Source organism: Sphaerotilus mobilis (genome assembly GCF_004216565.1).
Classification (GTDB): Bacteria; Pseudomonadota; Gammaproteobacteria; order Burkholderiales; family Burkholderiaceae_C; genus Sphaerotilus; species Sphaerotilus mobilis.
In genome coordinates this window covers 54,988-72,237 of sequence record NZ_SGWV01000014.1, presented here as the reverse complement: position 1 = coordinate 72,237, position 17,250 = coordinate 54,988, and the positions used below count along the sequence as shown (strand labels likewise).

Genomic DNA, 17,250 nt, shown 5'->3' with positions numbered 1-17,250 from the left:
CCGACGACAGCCCATCACCGGACCTGCCCATGACACCCGAATCCATCCTCGCCCACGGCGACGAGCTCTATGAATCGCTGCTCAGCCGCGTGCCGGTCGAGCCGCTCACCAACCGCGTGCCCGGCATCACCATCGACGACGCCTACCGCATCCAGCTGCGCATGATCGAGCGTCGACTCGCGGCCGGCGAGAGCGTCATCGGCAAGAAGATCGGCGTGACCAGTCAGGTCGTGATGGACATGCTGGGCGTCAACCAGCCCGACTTTGGCCAGTTGCTCTCGGGCATGGTCTTCAACGAAGGCGAGCCCATCGACACCGCCAAGATGATCGCGCCCAAGGCCGAGGCCGAGGTCGCCTTCATCCTCGCCCGTGACCTGACCGGCCCGGGCGTGACGGCCGCCGACGTGCTGCGCGCCACCGACTGCGTCATGCCCTGCTTCGAGATCGTCGACTCGCGCATCCGCGACTGGAAGATCAAGATTCAGGACACCGTCGCCGACAACGCCAGCTGCGGCGTCTTCACGCTCGGCGGCACGCGCCGCAGCCCGCGCCAGCTCGATCTGGCCCTGGCCGGCATGGTGCTGGAGAAGAACGGCGAGATCGTCAGCACCTCCTGCGGCGCGGCCGTGCAGGGCTCGCCCGTCAACGCGGTCGCCTGGCTGGCCAACACGCTGGGCGCGCTGGGCATCTCGCTGAAAGCCGGTGACGTGATCCTCTCGGGTTCGCAATCGCCACTGGTGCCGGTCAAGGCCGGTGACAGCCTGCATGCCAGTGTTGGCGGCCTGGGCAACACCTCTGTTCGATTCATTTGAGGACACACGACATGGCACTGAATCGACACGACATCGAAGCCCTGGCGGCGCATCTGGAATCGGCCCAGCTGGAGGTCCGCGACGTCACCAAGATCACCGACGACTACCCGCAGATGGACTGGGCCGATGCCTATGACATCCAGGACGAGATCCGGCGCCGCAAGGAGGCGCGGGGGCGCCGTGTGGTCGGCCTGAAGGCGGGCCTGACCTCGTTCGCGAAGATGAAGCAGATGGGCGTGGACACGCCCTGCTTCGGCTTCGTCAGCGATGACATGGCCAGGCCTGATGGCGGCGAGATCCGCATGGACGAGCTGATCCACCCCAAGGTCGAGGCCGAGATCTGCATCGTCACCAAGGCCCCGCTGCGCGGGCCCGGTTGCCACGTCGGCTCGGTGATGGCGGCGATCGACTTCGTGCTGCCGGCCGTCGAGGTGATCGACAGCCGCTACCGCGACTTCAAGTTCGACCTCAAGAGCGTCATCGCCGACAACACCTCGGCGGCGCGCTTCGTCATCGGCGGACGCTCGCGCGCGGTCGAGGACCTGGACCTGCGCACGCTCGGTGTGGTGCTGGAGAAGAACGGCCGCATCGTCTCGATGGCCGCAGGCGCGGCCGTGCTCGGCCACCCCGCCGCTGCGGTCGCCATGATGGCCAACCACCTGGGCCAGCGCGGTCAGGAGATCCCGGCCGGCAGCTTCATCATGACCGGCGGTGTTACCGAGGCGATCGCGGTCGAGGCCGGCGACAACGTGCTGGTGCGCTTCCAGGACCTGGGCAGCGTCTCGATGCGCTTCGTCTGATCGCGTCCACCCGACACGAGAGAACCCCGATGAACACGAGCATCCCGTCCCAACCCGAGATCGGCCAGCGCCTGCGCACCGGCAGCTTCGACAGCAACGTGCACGACCTCGGCCGGCGCGACGGCGTGCCGGTGCTGATGGTGCACGGCTCCGGTCCCGGCGTCAGCGCCTGGGCCAACTGGCGCCTGGCCATGCCCGAGCTGGCGCGCGAGCGCCGCGTCGTCGCGCCCGACATGGTCGGCTTCGGCCACAGCGACCGACCCGAAGGCTGGGTCTACACGATGGACCGCTGGGTGCAGCAAGCCCTGGATGTGCTGGATGCGCTGGACATCGAGCGCGCCGACGTGGTGGGCAACTCCTTCGGCGGCGCGCTGTCGCTGGCTCTGGCCATCCGCGCACCGCAGCGTGTGCGCCGGCTGGTGCTGATGGGCAGCGTCGGCGTGCCCTTCCCGATCACGCCGGGTCTGGACGCGGTCTGGGGCTACCAGCCCTCGCTGGCCGCGATGAAGGGCCTGCTCGACATCTTTGCGCACAGCCGCGCACTGGTGACCGATGAGCTGGCCGAGCTGCGCTGGCGCGCCAGCATTCGGCCGGGCTTCCATGAGTCCTACGCGGCCATGTTCCCGGCCCCGCGCCAGCGCTGGGTTGACGCGATGGCGAGCGCCGAAGCCGACATCCGCGTCCTGCCGCACGAGACGCTGGTGATCCACGGCCGCGAGGACCGCGTGATCCCGCTGCAGAACTCGCTGACGCTGGCCGACTGGATCCCCAACAGCCAGCTGCACGTCTTCGGCCACTGCGGCCACTGGACGCAGATCGAACACGCACAGCGCTTCGTGCGCCTGGTCGGCGACTTCCTGCGCGAAGGCGATGCGGCAGAGGCCACGGGCGGCTGAACCTCGCAATCACCAGCGCACACCAGCGCACACCAGCGCACGCCAGCCCACGCCAGCCCATGCCCGCGCATGGCCGCCCATACCCGTTCACCCGTTCACCCGGTCACGTGATCACCCGATCACCCGAACCCCACGCTCCCTTGGAAAGCCCATGAACACGACCCGAAAGAAGATCCGCTGCGCCCTGATCGGTCCCGGCAACATCGGCACCGACCTGCTCGCCAAGCTGCAGCGCAGCGCGGTGCTGGAACCCGTCTGGATGGTCGGCATCGACCCGGCGTCGGACGGCCTGCAGCGTGCCCGCGCGATGGGCATCAAAACCACCGCCGACGGCGTCGACGGCCTGGTGCCGCACATGAAGGCCGACGGCGTGCAGATCGTCTTCGACGCCACCAGCGCCTATGTGCACGCCGAGAACTCGCGCAAGGTCAACGCCCAGGGCGCCCTGATGATCGACCTGACACCGGCGGCGATCGGGCCTTACTGCGTGCCGCCGGTCAACCTGGCCGAGCATGTGGGCCGGGGCGAATGGAACGTCAACATGGTGACGTGCGGGGGACAGGCGACCATCCCGATGGTGGCGGCCGTGAGCCGCGTTCAAGCCGTTGCCTACGGCGAGATCGTCGCCACCGTCTCCAGCCGCTCGGTCGGCCCGGGCACGCGCAAGAACATCGACGAGTTCACCCGCACGACGGCCGGCGCGGTCGAACGCGTCGGGGGAGCGAAGAAGGGCAAGGCCATCATCGTCATCAACCCGGCCGAGCCGCCGCTGATCATGCGCGACACCGTGCACTGCCTGACCGAAGACGAGCCCGATCAGGCCGCCATCACGGCCAGCATCCACGCGATGCTGAAGGAGGTGCAGAAGTACGTGCCCGGCTACCGCCTCGTCAACGGGCCGGTGTTCGACGGCCGGCGGGTCAGCGTCTTCCTGGAGGTCGAAGGCCTGGGCGACTACCTGCCCAAGTACGCCGGCAACCTCGACATCATGACCGCCGCTGCCGCGCGCACCGCCGAGATGTTTGCCGAGCAGATGCTCAGCGGCAAGCTGGTGCTCGAAGCCGTCACGGCCTGAACACCGCCGGACCCGCAACACCCCAGACACGGACACGGAACACCCACCATGAAGAGTTCACTCGACGGCCGTCGCATCACCGTTCATGACATGACCCTGCGCGACGGCATGCACCCGAAGCGCCACCAGATGACGCTGGACCAGATGAAGGGCATCGCCTGCGGCCTGGACGCTGCGGGCGTGCCGCTGATCGAGGTCACCCACGGCGACGGCCTGGGTGGCAGCTCGGTCAACTACGGCTTCCCGGCCCACAGCGACGAGGACTACCTCGGCGCCGTCATCCCGCTGCTCAAGCAGGCCCGGGTGTCGGCCTTGCTGATCCCGGGCATCGGCACGGTCGACCACCTGAAGATGGCCCACGGCCTGGGTGTGCGCACCATCCGTGTGGCCACGCACTGCACCGAGGGCGACGTGGCCGAGCAGCACATCACGGCCGCCCGCCAGCTCGACATGGACACCGTCGGCTTCCTGATGATGGCCCACATGAACAGCCCCGAAGGCCTCGTCAAGCAGGCCAGGCTGATGGAGAGCTACGGCGCCAACTGCATCTACGTGACCGACTCGGCCGGCTACCTGCTGCCCGAGGACGTCAAGAGCCGGCTCGGTGCCGTGCGCGAAGCCCTGAAGCCCGAGACCGAACTTGGCTTCCACGGCCACCACAACCTGGCCATGGGCATCGCCAACTCGATCGCGGCGATCGAGGTCGGCGCCAACCGCATCGACGCCGCCGCTGCCGGCCTGGGCGCGGGGGCCGGCAACACGCCGATGGAGGTGCTGGTGGCCGTCTGTGACCGCATGGGCATCGACACCGGCGTGGACGTCTGGAAGATCCAGGACGTCGCCGAGGATCTGGTCGTGCCGATCATGGACTTCCCCATCCGCATCGACCGCGACGCCCTGACGCTGGGCTATGCCGGCGTCTACGGCAGCTTCCTGCTGTTCGCCAAGCGTGCCGCGCAGAAGTACGGCGTGCCCTCGCGCGACATCCTGGTCGAACTCGGCCGCCGCAAGATGGTCGGCGGTCAGGAAGACATGATCGAGGACACCGCCATGACCATGGCCCGCGAACGCGGTCTGCTCAAGTCGGCCGCTTGACCTCCCACGACAACGAAGGAAGCCCCATGCCATTCGCCCAGATCTACATGCTCGAAGGCCGCACCGAAGACCAGAAGCGCGCCGTGATCGAGAAAGTCACCGCAGCCCTGCACGAGGCCGTCGGCGCGCCCAAGGAAACCATCCGCGTCTGGATCCAGGACGTGCCCAAGCAGAACTGGGGCATCGCCGGGGTGAGCGCGAAGGATCTGGGGCGGTGATGCTCACCGCACGTCTTGATCGATGACGCATCGGTGGCTCATTCGATGAGCCACGCGACCCGCACGCCGCTCAGAACTCGTTGACGATCACCCCCGCCAGCTTCGCCGTGCTGGCGCCGACCGTGGCGGTGAGGTCTTGCAGGTGGTTTAGGCGGGTGCGGTCCTTGCGGGCCAGGACCAGCGCGGCGCCGCACTTGCTGGCGATGACCGGGGCGTCGCTGCCGTAGACCGCTGCAGGCGTGTCGACCACGACATGGTCGAACTTGCGCAGCAGCTCGTTCATCAGCAGGCGGAAGGCCGGGCGTTCGAGCAGTTCGAGCGGGTTGGGCGGGGTCACGCCCACCGGCATCACGTAGAGGCTGGGGATGTCCGGCGCCTGGTAGATGACGTTGTCTTCCTGCCGGCCGCTGAGGATGCCGCTCAGGCCGCTGTTGTTGGGCACGCCGAAGACCTGGTGCAGGCGCGGGCCGCGCAGGTCGGCGTCAACGACCAAGGTGCGTCCGCCGAGCTGGGCCAGCGTGACGCCGAGGTTGGCGACGAAGAAGGTCTTGCCGTCGCCCGCATCCGGGCTGATGACGGCCAGGGCGCGCTTGGGCTCGGCCGGGTTGAAGACCCGCATCATCAGCTGGCTGCGGATGGCGCGGAAGGCTTCGGACTGGTGGCTGAAGGGCTGCGCGGCCGTCACGAGTTCGGCGTGGGTGGCGCGGCGCTCTTCGGGCGTGAAGGGGTAGTGGAACTGCTGGCTGAGCGCGAAGACGACGTCCGAATCGCTGGCCAGGCCGAGCGCCACCGCCGCCTCGCCGAAACGCACGCCGTTCGTGCGCTGGTGTTCGAGGATGGCGTTGACCTGGTCCTCGCTGAGGTTCTTGGTCTGGCGAATGATGTCGCCGATGCTGCGCTCTTCCTCGAAGCGGGAATGCACGTCCTCGGTGGCGTTGGCGTTGTGCACCAGCTGCGGGCCGCGGTGGAAGGCTTGGGGCTGTCGGGCGGCGTTGCTCATCGGGTACGGCTCCGGTCGGGACGACGGGTGAGGGTCGCGGTTCGGGATACAGGTCGGGATGCGGGTGAGGTCAGGCGGCGGGCGGCCATCACGCACCCGGTCGCGGCAGGCGACCCATCATGTTCGACGGCAGCATCAGCGTGTTGCCGATCTTGCCGGCATAGCCGCCACGCATCGGCTTGGGCAGGGCCCCCAGCACCGGCAGGCCCAGGGCCTCGACCAAGTCCTGCGGGCTGCGCACGCGGCGGTCCATCAGCTCGCGCACCAGCGCGAAACCCACCGCCAGCAAGGTGCCCAGGAAGACGCTCAGCAAGGTGTTGAGCAGCAGCTTGGGCGAGGAGTGGTCGGCCGGCTCGGTCGCGGGCGTCAGCACCGAGATGTTGGTCTGGGTGTTCTGGCTCTCCAGGCTGGTCTGACTGGCCCGGGCGACGACCTGGTCGTAGGCACGCTGGGCGGTCTCGACTTCCTTCATCAGTACGGAGGCCTCGTCACGCTGCTGCTTGAGCGCCAGCACCTTGGCGCGCTGGGCGTCCAGCGAGGCGCGGATCTCGCTCTCGCGCTGCTTGTTGATGGTGTTGGTCACGCCCACGCTGCCGCTGACGCGGTTGCTCTCGGTCTGCAGTCGGGTGCTCAGCTCGGCGATGTTGGCGCGCAGCTCGACGACCTGCGGGTGGGCATCGCCCAGGCGGGCATTGAGTTCCTGCAGGCGCGCTTCCTGGCGCGACAGGTCGGCGCGCAGGCCGGCGACGACCGGATTGCCGAGGACGTCCTGGAGCTGGTCGGCCTGGCTGCCGCGGGCCTGGGCGGTGCGGCTGCCGGATTCGGCCGACAGGGCCTGCAGGGCAACCAGCTGCGAGCTGAGCTCGTTCAGGCGCTGGGTCTCGATGTCGAAGCGCTCGTCGGTGGCGAGGATGCCGCTGGTCTTCTGGTAGGCGGTCAGCTTGGCCTGGGACTGCTCCAGCGCCTCGCGCAGTTCCTTGGCGCGGGCGTCGAAGAACTCGTTGTACTGCTTGGCCGGCGAGACGCGCAGGCCGATGCTGACGTCCATGTAGGCCTTGACGAAGGCATTGGCCAGCGCGGCGGCGAAGCGCGGATCGGGGCTGGTGTAGCTGACGTTGACGACGTTGCTCTCGCGCGAGGGCTTCACGTCGAGCTTCTTCTTGAGCAGCTCGGCGACCCATGCCTCGAAGTTGCCCTGGCCGCCGGTGGCCTCCAGCCATTCGGCACGGGTCTGGGCGTTTTCGGTCAGGCGCAGGCCCTGGACCACGCGCTGGGCAACCCGGTCGCTCTGGATGATGTCGACCTGGGTGGCCATGTAGGCCGGCATCGCCATGGCGCCAAGCACCATGCCGGCGATCGGGTCGGGCGAGCGCACGTCGAGCACGACAGCGGCGCTGGCGGTGTAGTTCTTGGGCAGCACGAGGCTGACGCCAACCGTCGTGCCGACGGTGAGCACCAGCACCATCAGCGCGGCGACCCAGCGGGCTTTCAGGATCGACAGAAATTGGGAGAAGGTCATGGCAGGCGGTCCTCGGGTGCGTCGATCAGAACAGGCTTTCGCGGACGAAGATCACGTCGCCCTCGCGCAGGGTGTCGGTCAGGGCGGGCTCGATCTCCTGGGTCTTGCCATCGGCCGTGCGGCGGCTGACCTTGAGGCCCTTGACGGTGCCGCGTTGTGTCACGCCACCGCCGGAGGCCAGCGCCTGCATGACGGTCATGCCACGTTCGAGGCGGAAGCTGCCAGGACGCTGCACCTCGCCGTAGATGAAGACCATGGGCATGCGCTCGACGTAGAGGGTGTCGCCGTTGCGCACGACGATGTCCTGCTCGGTGCTGCCGCTGGTGAGCAGGCGGCCGATGTCGACGATCGACCGCACGACCTTGCCGTCGCGCACACCGGTGTGGACCACCGTGTCGCTGCCACCCACGGCGATGCCGCCGGCGGTCGCCAGCAGCTCGGACAGGCGCAGGCCGGCGACCTCGATCGGGTAGCGGCCAGGGCGGTTGACCATGCCCAGCACGGCGGCCTGGTTGCCACGCACCTGGACCAGCAGGATGCTGACCTGGGGTTGGCGCAGGAACTGGCCGCGGCGCAGACCGTCGGCGATGGTGGTCTCGGCCTGGGCGACGCTCAGGCCACCCAGCGTCAGCGTGCCCAGCAGCGGGTAGCTGATGGTGCCGCTCTCGGACACGCGGGCTTCAAGCGTCAGGTCGGCGCTCTGGTAGACGTTGATGCGCAGCACGTCACCGGCACCGATGATGTAGTCCTGGCGCGCCGCGCTGGCGGCCTGGGCCCGTGCGGTCGCAGGCAACAGCCCGGCCAGCACCGACATCACCATCAGCAGCGCCAGCAGGACCAGCCCCTGCCGCGCCGTTCGCCGTCCGTGCAGGGATGGCGCATGGGCCAGGTCGATCGGGAGGCGTGCGGCGGTGGTGGTGTCGATCATGCGGGGTGGGCGGCTTCGGTGACGGTGGATCGGTGATGGGGACCGGCGCGGCCGGTCCCGCTCAGGCGAGCGCTCAGGATCATTGCGCGGCAGAGGCGGCAGGCGTCGAGGCTGCGGCGAACTGGCCTTCGTAGCTGATCTTGGACTTCTCGCGCAGGCGCTTCATCTCGTCGGTCAGCAGCTTGCGCTTGCGCTCGTTGAGCAGGAACTGCTCGATGGCGGGCTTGGCCTGCTGCAGCGAGACCGGCTGCGGCTTGGCCGAGGTCAGGAACATCACGCTGACGCCAGCCGGCGACGGCAGGGTCAGGTGCTGTCCTTCGCTCATCGCGCCGATCTGGTCGACCAGGTTCAGCGGCAGGTTCTCGGCCGGCTGGCTGATGCTGCGGATCGCGAACTTGATGCCGGCGGCCTTGAGCTGGTTGCTCAGCTCGTCGGCGTTGCGGGCCGCCTTGGCGATCGGCTCGACCAGCTTGGCAGCGTCACCCGGCGCCTCGATGCTGAATTCCTGCATCGTGTAGACGCGGCGCTGCTCGAACAGCGCCGGCTTGCTCTTGTAGTAAGCGCCGATGTCCTCGTCGCTGGGCTTGGAGACGGTGCCGGCGAGCTTGTCGGCATAGGCGCGGGCAACGATCTCGCGCTTGGCGGCCTCGATGGCCATGACGACGTTCGGATCGCGGTCGAGCTTTTGTTCGCCCGCTTCCTGGATCGCCAGTTCCTGGTCGATCAGGCCTTCCAGCACGCGCTTGCCGGCGCCTTGCGCCTGCTCGGCGCTCAGGCCGGGCTGGCGCTGCAGCACGAAGTTGATCTGGTGGACCGAAATCTCTTCCTTGTTGACCTTGGCCGCCACCTGCGTGGCGCCCTTCTTGTCACCGCCTCCGCAGGCCGCGAGCAGGGCTGCGGCGGCGATCAGGGACACGACGGTGGCGCCGCGGGCGGCAAGACGGATGCGGTTGGACATGTTGAAGCGGACTCCCCGGACCCGCATGGCGGCCACGGAAGGCCGGCGCACGGGTTCGATCAATGATGGACGGCCGGGTCGAGCGGACTCTGCCGTGCGTGCTTGCCTGTGTCGACCGGGTCTGCATGAACATCCGGTTAAGAACCCAGGCGACCGGATATTACCGGCGGGAACCGGGATAACCCCTCCCTGAACTGCTGGGGCGATCAGCTAGCCGCCCCAGCCCGTCAAAACTCCACGGCCAAGGCACACGCGCGGGCTCGGTGCCTGAGCCAGCCCCCCGGAACACGGGTGCGGGCTCTTTCAGATCGGGGTGCGCGACGCGCCGTCGCGCTTGTAGCGACTGGCCGATCCGTCCTCGCGCAGGCAGATCTCGTAGCGGAACGGGGCCTCCTCGCGGCCCGGAAAGCCAAAGCGCAGGTCGCCAAAGGTGGCGCAGCGGCCGTCGGCCCGCACACCGGCGTCGACCAGGTGAGGCACCTCGGCGAACCAGCGGTAGAAGGCGAACGACGGGTGCTCCCAGGCGGCACGCGCGATCGCGGCCACCTCGGCGGCGTTGGCTGCGCCCGGATCGCCCCAGCGGCTGGCCTGGCGCCAGGTCGCCTGCCCGGCCGGCAGGTAGGGCGCGGAGAACCGGGTGATGAAGTGGGCGTCGGGGCCGGCCTGCAGCGGCTCGCGTCGCCGGGTGTTGAGGTCGGCCAGCTCGTAGCGGCTGCCATCGGACACGGCCACCGTCCAGTTGAAGGGCGAGGCCGGCCGGGGCATGGCGACCACCTGGGCATCGCGCCAGCCCAGCGCGGCGGCGCGCTGCTGGCCGATCGCCAATGCCTCCTGTTGACCGACCCAGGCCAGCACGACCCAGCCGCAGGTCGCCAGCAGGCCCAGCGCGGCCGGCCAGCGCCGGGTAGGCCATATGGCCGCCAGCGCGCAGCCGGCCAGCAAGAGGCCGGTGAAGCTCAGGTCGATGATGAACATCACGCCCAGGCCGTAGCGGGTGTCGGTGAAGGGCAGGCCCAGCAGCGTGCCAAAGGGCGTGATCCAGTCGCCAGCGATGTGCAGCGCGATGCCGCCGCAGGCGCTCAGGTAGAGCGAACGCCAGCTCGCCCGGCCCCTCAGGCCGACGGCGATCAGCCAGGCGACCAGCCAGCCCCACAGCGGCACCAGCGCCAGCGCGTGGGTGTAGCCGCGGTGCTGGGTCAGGTAGAGCACATCGCCGCCGAACTGGGTGAAGCTGTCGATGTCCGGGAAAGCGGCGGCGACGGTGCCGGTCAGCACCTGGGTCCACAGCGGTGGGCTGGCGTTCGAGGCAGTGACCTGGGCGCCGCTGGTGGGCGTCCTGGCGTGCAACAGGCGCGCCAGCAGCGCGCCGGAGATGGCGTGGGTGAGGGTGTCCATGGCCGCAAGCATGCCCGCCGCGCGCCAGCCTCGCCGGGCGGGGCCCTTATCCTGAGCGCATGACCAACCGCACGCCCCTCGCCCTGCCACCGCTGGTGCCCACCCGCGACGCCGCGCACCGCCGCATCGTCGCCATCCGGCCGTCCGAATACGCCCGCAGCCGCAACCACCTCGACGGCGCCGTCACCGGCCTGTCGCCCTACCTGACCCACGGCCTCGTCAGCCTCGCCGAGGTGCTGCGCGGGGCCGCCGCCCGGCACCCGATGAAGGTCGGCGACAAGTTCGTTTTCGAGCTGGGCTGGCGGGCCTACTTCCACCATGTCTGGGCCCACCGGGGCGACGCCATCTTCGCGTCGCTGCATGAGGGGCCGCTGCCCGAGTCGGCCTACCGGCGCGAGGTCCCGGCCGACCTGCGCGAGGGCCGCACCGGCGTTGCGGCGATCGACCAGGCCGTGCACACGCTCTACGCCAGCGGCACGCTGCACAACCACGCCCGCATGTGGCTGGCGAGTTATGCGGTGCATGTGCGCAAGATCCACTGGTGCGTGGCCGCCGACTGGCTCTACGGTCACCTGCTGGACGGTGACCTGGCCAGCAACCACCTGAGCTGGCAATGGGTGGCCGGCACCGGCAGCCAGAAGCCTTACCTGTTCAATGCCGAGAACGTCGCGCGCCACGCCCCGCCCGACTGGCACAGCCCCGGCAGCGTGATCGACGCCGGCTACGAGGCCCTGGAGGCGCTGGCGAAAAACCCCGAGCCGGTCGACCCGCCCGAGGCCGATCGCCCCGGCGTGATCGAGCCAACGCTGTCGGCCACGCCGCCGGCCGACCATGTCTGCAAGGCCCCGGCGGCGGCCGATGTGCGCGGCCGCGAGGTCTGGCTGGTGCACCCCTGGAGCCTGGGCGAACTGCCCGACGACCTGCCGCCGCAGACCATCGTGATCGGCCTCTGGCTGGCCGACTTCCACCGCCGGCGCCCCTGGAACGCCCGCCGCTGGGACTTCGTCGCCACCCGCATGGCCGCGCTCACCCCGCTGCGCTGGCACGGCGACGCCGCCGCCATCGGCAAGGCCCTGTCGGCCGCCAAGCGGGTGCGCTGCATCGCCGAACCGCACCTCGAACCCTGGCTGTCCAACTGGGCCACCGGCCGCCCGGCGCCCGCCCTCTTCCCGCCGGTCGACCCCTGCTGCGAGTCCTTCTCGCAATGGTGGAACCGCAGCACCGCCGGCCTCGCCAGCGTCGCGACCTTGCTGGCCCATGCGGATCGGGCCGATGAAGATGGGCGGTATTGATCGGTGATGAGACCGCCGTCCCGGATGCGGGCGGCGCTCAGGCCGACGGCGCGGGTGCCTGGGCCCAGACCTGGAGGGCGTCGAAGACGGTGACGCGGTTGCGGCCCTGCGCCTTGGCCTGGTACATCGCCCGGTCGGCGCGTTGCTGGACGTCGAAGATGCCGGCGTCGCCCTCGTGGCTGCTGGCCACGCCGATGCTGGTGGTGATGCGCAGCGGGCGGCCGGAAACCGTCGGCATCAGCGCCTCGACGGCGGCGCGCAGCTTCTCGGCCAGGACCAGCGCCTGCGCCACATCGGTGTGGGGCATGAGGACCGAGAACTCCTCGCCGCCGATGCGGCCGATCAGGTCACTGCGGCGCATGGTTGCCAGCATGCGTTCGGCCACCGAGCGCAGCACCACGTCGCCGGTGGCGTGGCCGTGGCTGTCGTTGATCCACTTGAAGTGGTCGAGGTCGATGAACAGCACCGAACACGGCTGGCCAACCCGGCGCGAGGCCAGGATCAGGCGGTCGGCCTGCTCGTAGTAGGCCCGCGCGTTCAGCACGCCGGTCAGCACGTCATGCTGGCTCAGCTCGCGCAGGCGTTCGTTCGAATCGCGCATGCGCTGGAAATAGGCCAGCGAGCGGTCGACGTGGACATGGAAGAAGAAGCCCAGGAAGACCATCACGACGAGGCCCGAGACCACCGCATGGCGTGAATACGGAACCGCCAGCCACGGGTTGATCACGGCAAATCCGACCACCAGGCTGGCGGTCGCCAGCAGCCCGAAACGGGTCCCCATCAAGATATAGGCGCTGGGAATCGAGGTATAGAACCAGAGCACCCGCAACTCGTTCTCGGGGACCTGCAGGAGCGCCGACGTGAACATCGCGATCGACGCGGTGAAAAACGCGATGGTGACCTCGGCATACAGCCGACTGCGCCCCCGCAGCACCAGCAGCAAGCCGCCGGTGCTGACCAGGAAGCCACCCAGCACCCAGACATGACCGGTCGGCAGTGGATGCATCCCGGACAGGGCCGAGAGCATGAACAGGCTGGCGAAGAACAGGCTGGCGAGCATCACCAAGATCAGGAACCGATACTGGAACTCCCGATACTCTTCGCTCTCCTGAAATCGGGCCGCACCAAACAGTGCGCGCTCCAGCTTGGACAATTCCGGCTCCTGCTCGACAGTGTTGGACTCAAGTCCAACACGATAGCTTGCCAGAGCCCCCTCAGTAAATCCTGATATCGAGGTGAGAAAACGCTGAAGTGAAACCGGATTTCCCGATATTGATCAAATCACGCGCCGGAATTGACAAAAATTAATCTCCAGTGCAACCGTTTTCATTTCAGGGCAAATCGCCGATCCGCCCTGCCGTTGCCGGCCTGAAACCGGCGCAGCGCGGGTTCAGGCGGGGTGGATCGGCCGGGCCTGCACCCCGAGATCGCGCCAGTCTTCGGGGTGGCAGGTGAAGAGCAGGACCTGGTGGCGCTGCGCCACGTCGTAGAGCACACGCTTCATCTGCGCCAGCCGTTGCGCGTCGCTGTGCACCAGCGCGTCGTCGAGGATCAGCAGGGTCGGCCGGCCGGCTTCGAGCAGCAGGTCGGCATAGGCGCAGCGGGCGATCAGGCCCAGCTGCTCGCGCGCGCCGAAGCTCAGCGCGTCGATGGCGCCGGTCTCCGTTCGGCCGTGGGCATCCGCCCGTGTCAGCTCGCCCGGCGCGAGGCGGGCGTCCACGCTCAGCGTGGCCTGCGGGAACAGCAGCGCAAGGTGGTGCTGCAGATGCCGTGTCAGCGGACCTTGCAGCTGCGCCAGCGTGGCCGCGCGGCGTTCGGCCAGCTCGCGGCAGAGCAGCGCCAGCGCGTCGGCCCGACGCTGCAGCTGGTCGCGCCGGGCGATCGCCCGGACCTGTTCGCCGTCGACGTGTGCGAGTTGTTCGTCCAGCCCTTGCGCGCCGGCCTCGGCCAGCTGGGTCTCCAGCACCAGGATCTGCTCGCGGCGCTGCTGGTGGGCGCGGGTCTGCTGGGTGACGCTGGCGCCCAGACGCTGCACGTCCTGTTCGACGATGGCCGGACGGGCCTGCGCCAGCGCCTGCGCGGTCTGCTCGATGCGCAAGGCCAGCGCATCGCGTTCGGCGCTGGCCTCCAGCAGCTGATGCGCCGCCTTCGCCGCCTGCGCCTGGCGCTCCGGGTCGGCCAGCAATGCCGCCAGCGCGTCCCGTTCGTGGCGGGCCTGGACCTCGGCGGTGGTGGCTGCGGCCAGTTGCTGACCGGCCGTGGTGCTGGCCTGCTGGGCCCGCTGCACGGCGGCGTCGGCGGCTTTCTGGTCGGACTCGGCCTGGGCCAGCGCCACGATCGGGTCGACGCTGGGGTCCGGCTCGGCCATGTCGCCGATCAGGGCCCGCGCGGCCTCGACCTGCGCCAGCCGCGCCGCCCCTTCGGCCTGCGCCTGCCGCAGCGCGTCGATGCCCTGCGGCGCCTGCAGCGCCAGCGCCTGTTCGGCCAGACCGATCTGGCGCAGCAGGTCGGCATGCTGGGCCAGCCGCTGTTCAGCGCCGGACAGGTCGGCCACGCCCGCCTGGGCCAGCGCCGCCTGCCAGCGGCCGTCGGTGTCGGCCAGCTGGCGGGCCAGCTCATCGAGGTCCTGCCCGCCCGGGCTGATGGTCAGGCGGCCGAAGCCGGGGATGTCCAGCGTCGTCGGCCGGACCAGCACCTGGCGGCTGGTGCCGCTCAGGGCCTGGTCGGCGACGCCATCGGCTTGCAAGGTCAGCGTGACGCCCGGCAGCAGGTCCAGCGCCAGCCGGGTCGCGGCGGCGTCACGGCGGGTCGCCAGCTCGCGCCGTCGGGCATCGAGCTGGCGCAAGGTCTTCACCACCTCGTCCGACAGCGCCCGCGCACCGGCCTGGGCCCGCAACCTGGCCAGGGTCGCGGCCGCTGCCTCGGCCTGGGTCAGGGCGACCTGCCGGGTCGACTGCGCGGCCTGCAGCTCGCGTTGCTGGCGCAGCTGCTCGGCGCGGCTGGCCTGGGCACGCCAGCGAGCGCTCAGGGCCGCCGCCTGGGCGGCGAGGGCCTGGGCCGCTTCCAGTCGCTCGCGGGCCTGCTGCGCAGCGGCATCGGCAGTCTCTCGTGCCGACTGGGTGCGGGCCTGTTCGACCTCGCGGCGCTGCAAGCCATCGGCCTGCTGCTGCGCCGCCTGGATCTGCTGCTGCAGCAGGCCGACCTGGGCCTGCAGGCCGGCATGGCGCTGCTGGTCCTGGGTCAGCTGGCGCTGGCTGTCCTGCAGCGCGGCGAGCTTCCCGCGTGCTTGCACGAGATCGCGCTCCAGCGCCTGCCAAGGCCGCTCGCGCTCGTCGGCCGCGTGGGCGCGGCGCAGCGCATCGAGCAGGTCGACCTGGCGGCGGTAGGTGTCGATGCGCTGGTCGAGTTCGCGGCGCTGCTCGTCGAGCGACACCACGCGCTCGATCGCCTCGGCCAGCGCCGCGCGCGGCTTGCCGGTGCCCGTCAGCAGCTCGCCGCGACGCTCCAGCAGGCGCGCCAGAAGGCCGTCGCCGGCACTCGCCGCGAGCGCGCCAACGGCATCGGCGCCCTGCCCGCCCCCGCCGCGCTGCAAGGCGCCGTGCAGGTGCTCGCGGGCATGGCCGGCGGCGTCGTGGATGTCCTGGCCGCTGCCCTGTTCGATCCACAGCAGGCCGGGGATGCCCCAGTGTTCGGTCTTGCTGGCGCCCTTGGCGGCATAGGCATAGCCCAGACGCTCGGCGAGCAGGTCCTCGGCCTCGGTGCCTTCGAGCGTGCGGCTGCCCAGGCGCAACTGGCAGCGCTTCTTGCCCAGGAAGCGCTTGAACAGCTGGCCGTCCTCGCCATCGAGCCGGAAGTCGATCTCGACCTGCGGCGTCGCGCCGGCATCGCCCCAGGGGCGCAGGTCCTCGACGACGTTGGTGCCGTGACGCTCGAAGAAGGCCGCGCGGATGGCCCGCACCAGCGTGCTCTTGCCGGCCTCGTTGTCGCCGCTGAACAGGTTCAGGCCGGGCTGCAGGCCGGTCAGCTCGAAGGGCTGGCGGAACTTGCGGACCTGTTCGACCTTCAGGCGTGTGAGCAGCAAGGTCATGACGCGGACCCCAGGTCCTGCAGCTCGGCGCTCAAGAGCGCCAGCGCATCGGCGGCGATGCGGGCAGCGGCCGGGTCGTCCTCGCGCGACTGGCGCTCGCGCAGCGCCACGATCAGCTCGCCCAGGTAGCCGTCGGCCTTCAGCGCGGCGATGTCCTCGTCGGTCGGGCTCAGGCGCAGCGCGGCGAGGTCCAGGCCCAGATGACGGCAACAGGCCTCGGCCCGTGCCAGCGCCTCGCGCAGACGGCCATGGGCGGCGAGGTCCAGTGCGCCGCTCACGCGCAGGTCGACGACATCGTCGGCGGCTAGCGCATCGAGCTGCGCCAGCAGGCCGTCCAGGTCGCTGGGCACCGCCAGCGTCGCCTCGATCGCACGCCAGCGGTGGCGGCCCGTGGCCAGCGCCCGCACCTGCGGTTCGGCGCCCGGCGCGGCGATGTCGACCCGCAGCGCCTGGCCCGAGCCGTTGTCCTTGTGGCGATCGGGCTCGGGCGTGCCCGCATACCAGGTGCGCGCGTCGATGCGCTTGCAGCCATGCCAGTCGCCCAGCGCGAGGTAGTCCAGCCGGGCACGCTCGGCACGGTCCGGCGCGATCGGGTTGGCCGAGTCGATCTCCTCGGCCAGCAAGCCCTGCACGCTGCCGTGGGCCAGGCCGATGCGCAGCAGGCCGGCGGGGGTTTCGGCCGCATCGAACCAGGCCGTCAGGTCGCTGTGGGTGTGGCGCTGCGTCAGCGGCGCGGGCAAGAGCGCCAGGCCGATGTCGGGCAGCAGCAGCGGCTCGGGCGTCAGGCAGAGGTGGACATGGTCGGGCACGACGCCAAGCCGCCGGGCGCGGGTCCAGACGCTCTCGGCCAGCGCGGCATCGTGGTTGCCGGGGATCAGCACCCACGGCCCCGTCCAGCGCGCCATGGCGTTGAAGAGCCGGCGCACGGTGCGATCGGAGACGTTCTGGGCGTCAAACACATCACCGGCGACCAGCACCGCATCGACCGCCTGCTCGGCGGCCAGCGCGGCCAGCCGTTCGACGCAGGCGATACGCGCATCGGCCAGCGGCACGGCGTTCTCGGGGGGCAGGCTGGCGTAGAGCCGGCCGATCTGCCAATCGGCGGTGTGAAGAAAACAGGGCATCGGCGCAGGGGGGGGTCGGAGGGATCGAGCCGGGCAGGACGTTCAAGACGT

The 17,250-nt window shown here is 69.9% G+C and carries 15 protein-coding genes; 7 read left to right on the top strand and 8 right to left on the bottom strand.

The window, feature by feature from the left end:
• Positions 1-29: 29 nt before the first annotated feature.
• The 6 genes from dmpE (at position 30) to EV685_RS19990 (ending at position 4,896) form a co-directional block, all read left to right on the top strand.
• Positions 30-812 (top strand): 2-oxopent-4-enoate hydratase, encoded by a 783-nt coding sequence (dmpE, locus tag EV685_RS20015; RefSeq protein ID WP_130483839.1) that lies wholly within the window; start codon positions 30-32, stop codon positions 810-812.
• Between the two features lie 11 nt (positions 813-823).
• On the top strand, positions 824-1,612 hold the full coding sequence (dmpH, locus tag EV685_RS20010; RefSeq protein ID WP_130483838.1) for a 2-oxo-3-hexenedioate decarboxylase: 789 nt from the start codon (positions 824-826) through the stop codon (positions 1,610-1,612).
• A gap of 29 nt (positions 1,613-1,641) precedes the next feature.
• Complete coding sequence (locus tag EV685_RS20005) at positions 1,642-2,508, top strand: alpha/beta fold hydrolase (RefSeq protein WP_130483837.1); 867 nt, start codon at positions 1,642-1,644, stop codon at positions 2,506-2,508.
• Positions 2,509-2,659: 151 nt separating this feature from the next.
• Positions 2,660-3,583, top strand: a complete 924-nt coding sequence (locus tag EV685_RS20000) for an acetaldehyde dehydrogenase (acetylating) (RefSeq protein WP_130483836.1) — start codon at positions 2,660-2,662, stop codon at positions 3,581-3,583.
• A 48-nt stretch (positions 3,584-3,631) separates the two neighbouring features.
• Complete coding sequence (dmpG, locus tag EV685_RS19995; RefSeq protein ID WP_130483835.1) at positions 3,632-4,678, top strand: 4-hydroxy-2-oxovalerate aldolase; 1,047 nt, start codon at positions 3,632-3,634, stop codon at positions 4,676-4,678.
• A 26-nt stretch (positions 4,679-4,704) separates the two neighbouring features.
• Positions 4,705-4,896, top strand: a complete 192-nt coding sequence (locus tag EV685_RS19990; RefSeq protein ID WP_130483834.1) for a 2-hydroxymuconate tautomerase — start codon at positions 4,705-4,707, stop codon at positions 4,894-4,896.
• Positions 4,897-4,966: 70 nt separating this feature from the next.
• Here the strand turns inward: EV685_RS19990 and EV685_RS19985 are convergent, their stop codons facing one another.
• From EV685_RS19985 to EV685_RS19965, 5 genes are all read right to left on the bottom strand, one after another.
• Complete coding sequence (locus EV685_RS19985; RefSeq protein WP_130483833.1) at positions 4,967-5,896, bottom strand: polysaccharide biosynthesis tyrosine autokinase; 930 nt, start codon at positions 5,894-5,896, stop codon at positions 4,967-4,969.
• 88 nt (positions 5,897-5,984) lie between these two features.
• Complete coding sequence (gene epsF / locus EV685_RS19980; RefSeq protein WP_130483832.1) at positions 5,985-7,415, bottom strand: chain length determinant protein EpsF; 1,431 nt, start codon at positions 7,413-7,415, stop codon at positions 5,985-5,987.
• Positions 7,416-7,440: 25 nt separating this feature from the next.
• Positions 7,441-8,343, bottom strand: a complete 903-nt coding sequence (gene epsE / locus EV685_RS19975) for a polysaccharide export protein EpsE (protein WP_242615697.1) — start codon at positions 8,341-8,343, stop codon at positions 7,441-7,443.
• Between the two features lie 79 nt (positions 8,344-8,422).
• Positions 8,423-9,301: an EpsD family peptidyl-prolyl cis-trans isomerase gene (locus tag EV685_RS19970; protein WP_130483831.1), complete on the bottom strand. Its 879-nt coding sequence runs from the start codon at positions 9,299-9,301 to the stop codon at positions 8,423-8,425.
• Positions 9,302-9,604: 303 nt separating this feature from the next.
• On the bottom strand, positions 9,605-10,696 hold the full coding sequence (locus EV685_RS19965) for a metal-dependent hydrolase (protein WP_130483830.1): 1,092 nt from the start codon (positions 10,694-10,696) through the stop codon (positions 9,605-9,607).
• A 59-nt stretch (positions 10,697-10,755) separates the two neighbouring features.
• Here EV685_RS19965 and EV685_RS19960 point away from each other — a divergent pair, with 59 nt between their 5' ends.
• The gene (locus EV685_RS19960; protein ID WP_130483829.1) at positions 10,756-11,988 is read left to right on the top strand and encodes an FAD-binding domain-containing protein; all 1,233 of its coding nucleotides are present in this window, start codon (positions 10,756-10,758) and stop codon (positions 11,986-11,988) included.
• A 37-nt stretch (positions 11,989-12,025) separates the two neighbouring features.
• Here the strand turns inward: EV685_RS19960 and EV685_RS19955 are convergent, their stop codons facing one another.
• The 3 genes from EV685_RS19955 to EV685_RS19945 all read right to left on the bottom strand — a co-directional run bounded on the left by EV685_RS19955 (position 12,026) and on the right by EV685_RS19945 (position 17,199).
• On the bottom strand, positions 12,026-13,048 hold the full coding sequence (locus EV685_RS19955) for a GGDEF domain-containing protein (protein ID WP_130483828.1): 1,023 nt from the start codon (positions 13,046-13,048) through the stop codon (positions 12,026-12,028).
• Between the two features lie 330 nt (positions 13,049-13,378).
• Positions 13,379-16,075 carry an AAA family ATPase gene (locus tag EV685_RS19950; protein ID WP_130483827.1) on the bottom strand — a complete coding sequence of 899 codons (2,697 nt, stop codon included), beginning with the start codon at positions 16,073-16,075 and terminating at the stop codon, positions 13,379-13,381.
• Positions 16,072-17,199 carry a metallophosphoesterase family protein gene (locus EV685_RS19945; protein WP_130483826.1) on the bottom strand — a complete coding sequence of 376 codons (1,128 nt, stop codon included), beginning with the start codon at positions 17,197-17,199 and terminating at the stop codon, positions 16,072-16,074. The genes EV685_RS19950 and EV685_RS19945 overlap by 4 nt, the downstream gene beginning before the upstream one ends.
• Positions 17,200-17,250 lie beyond the last annotated feature (51 nt).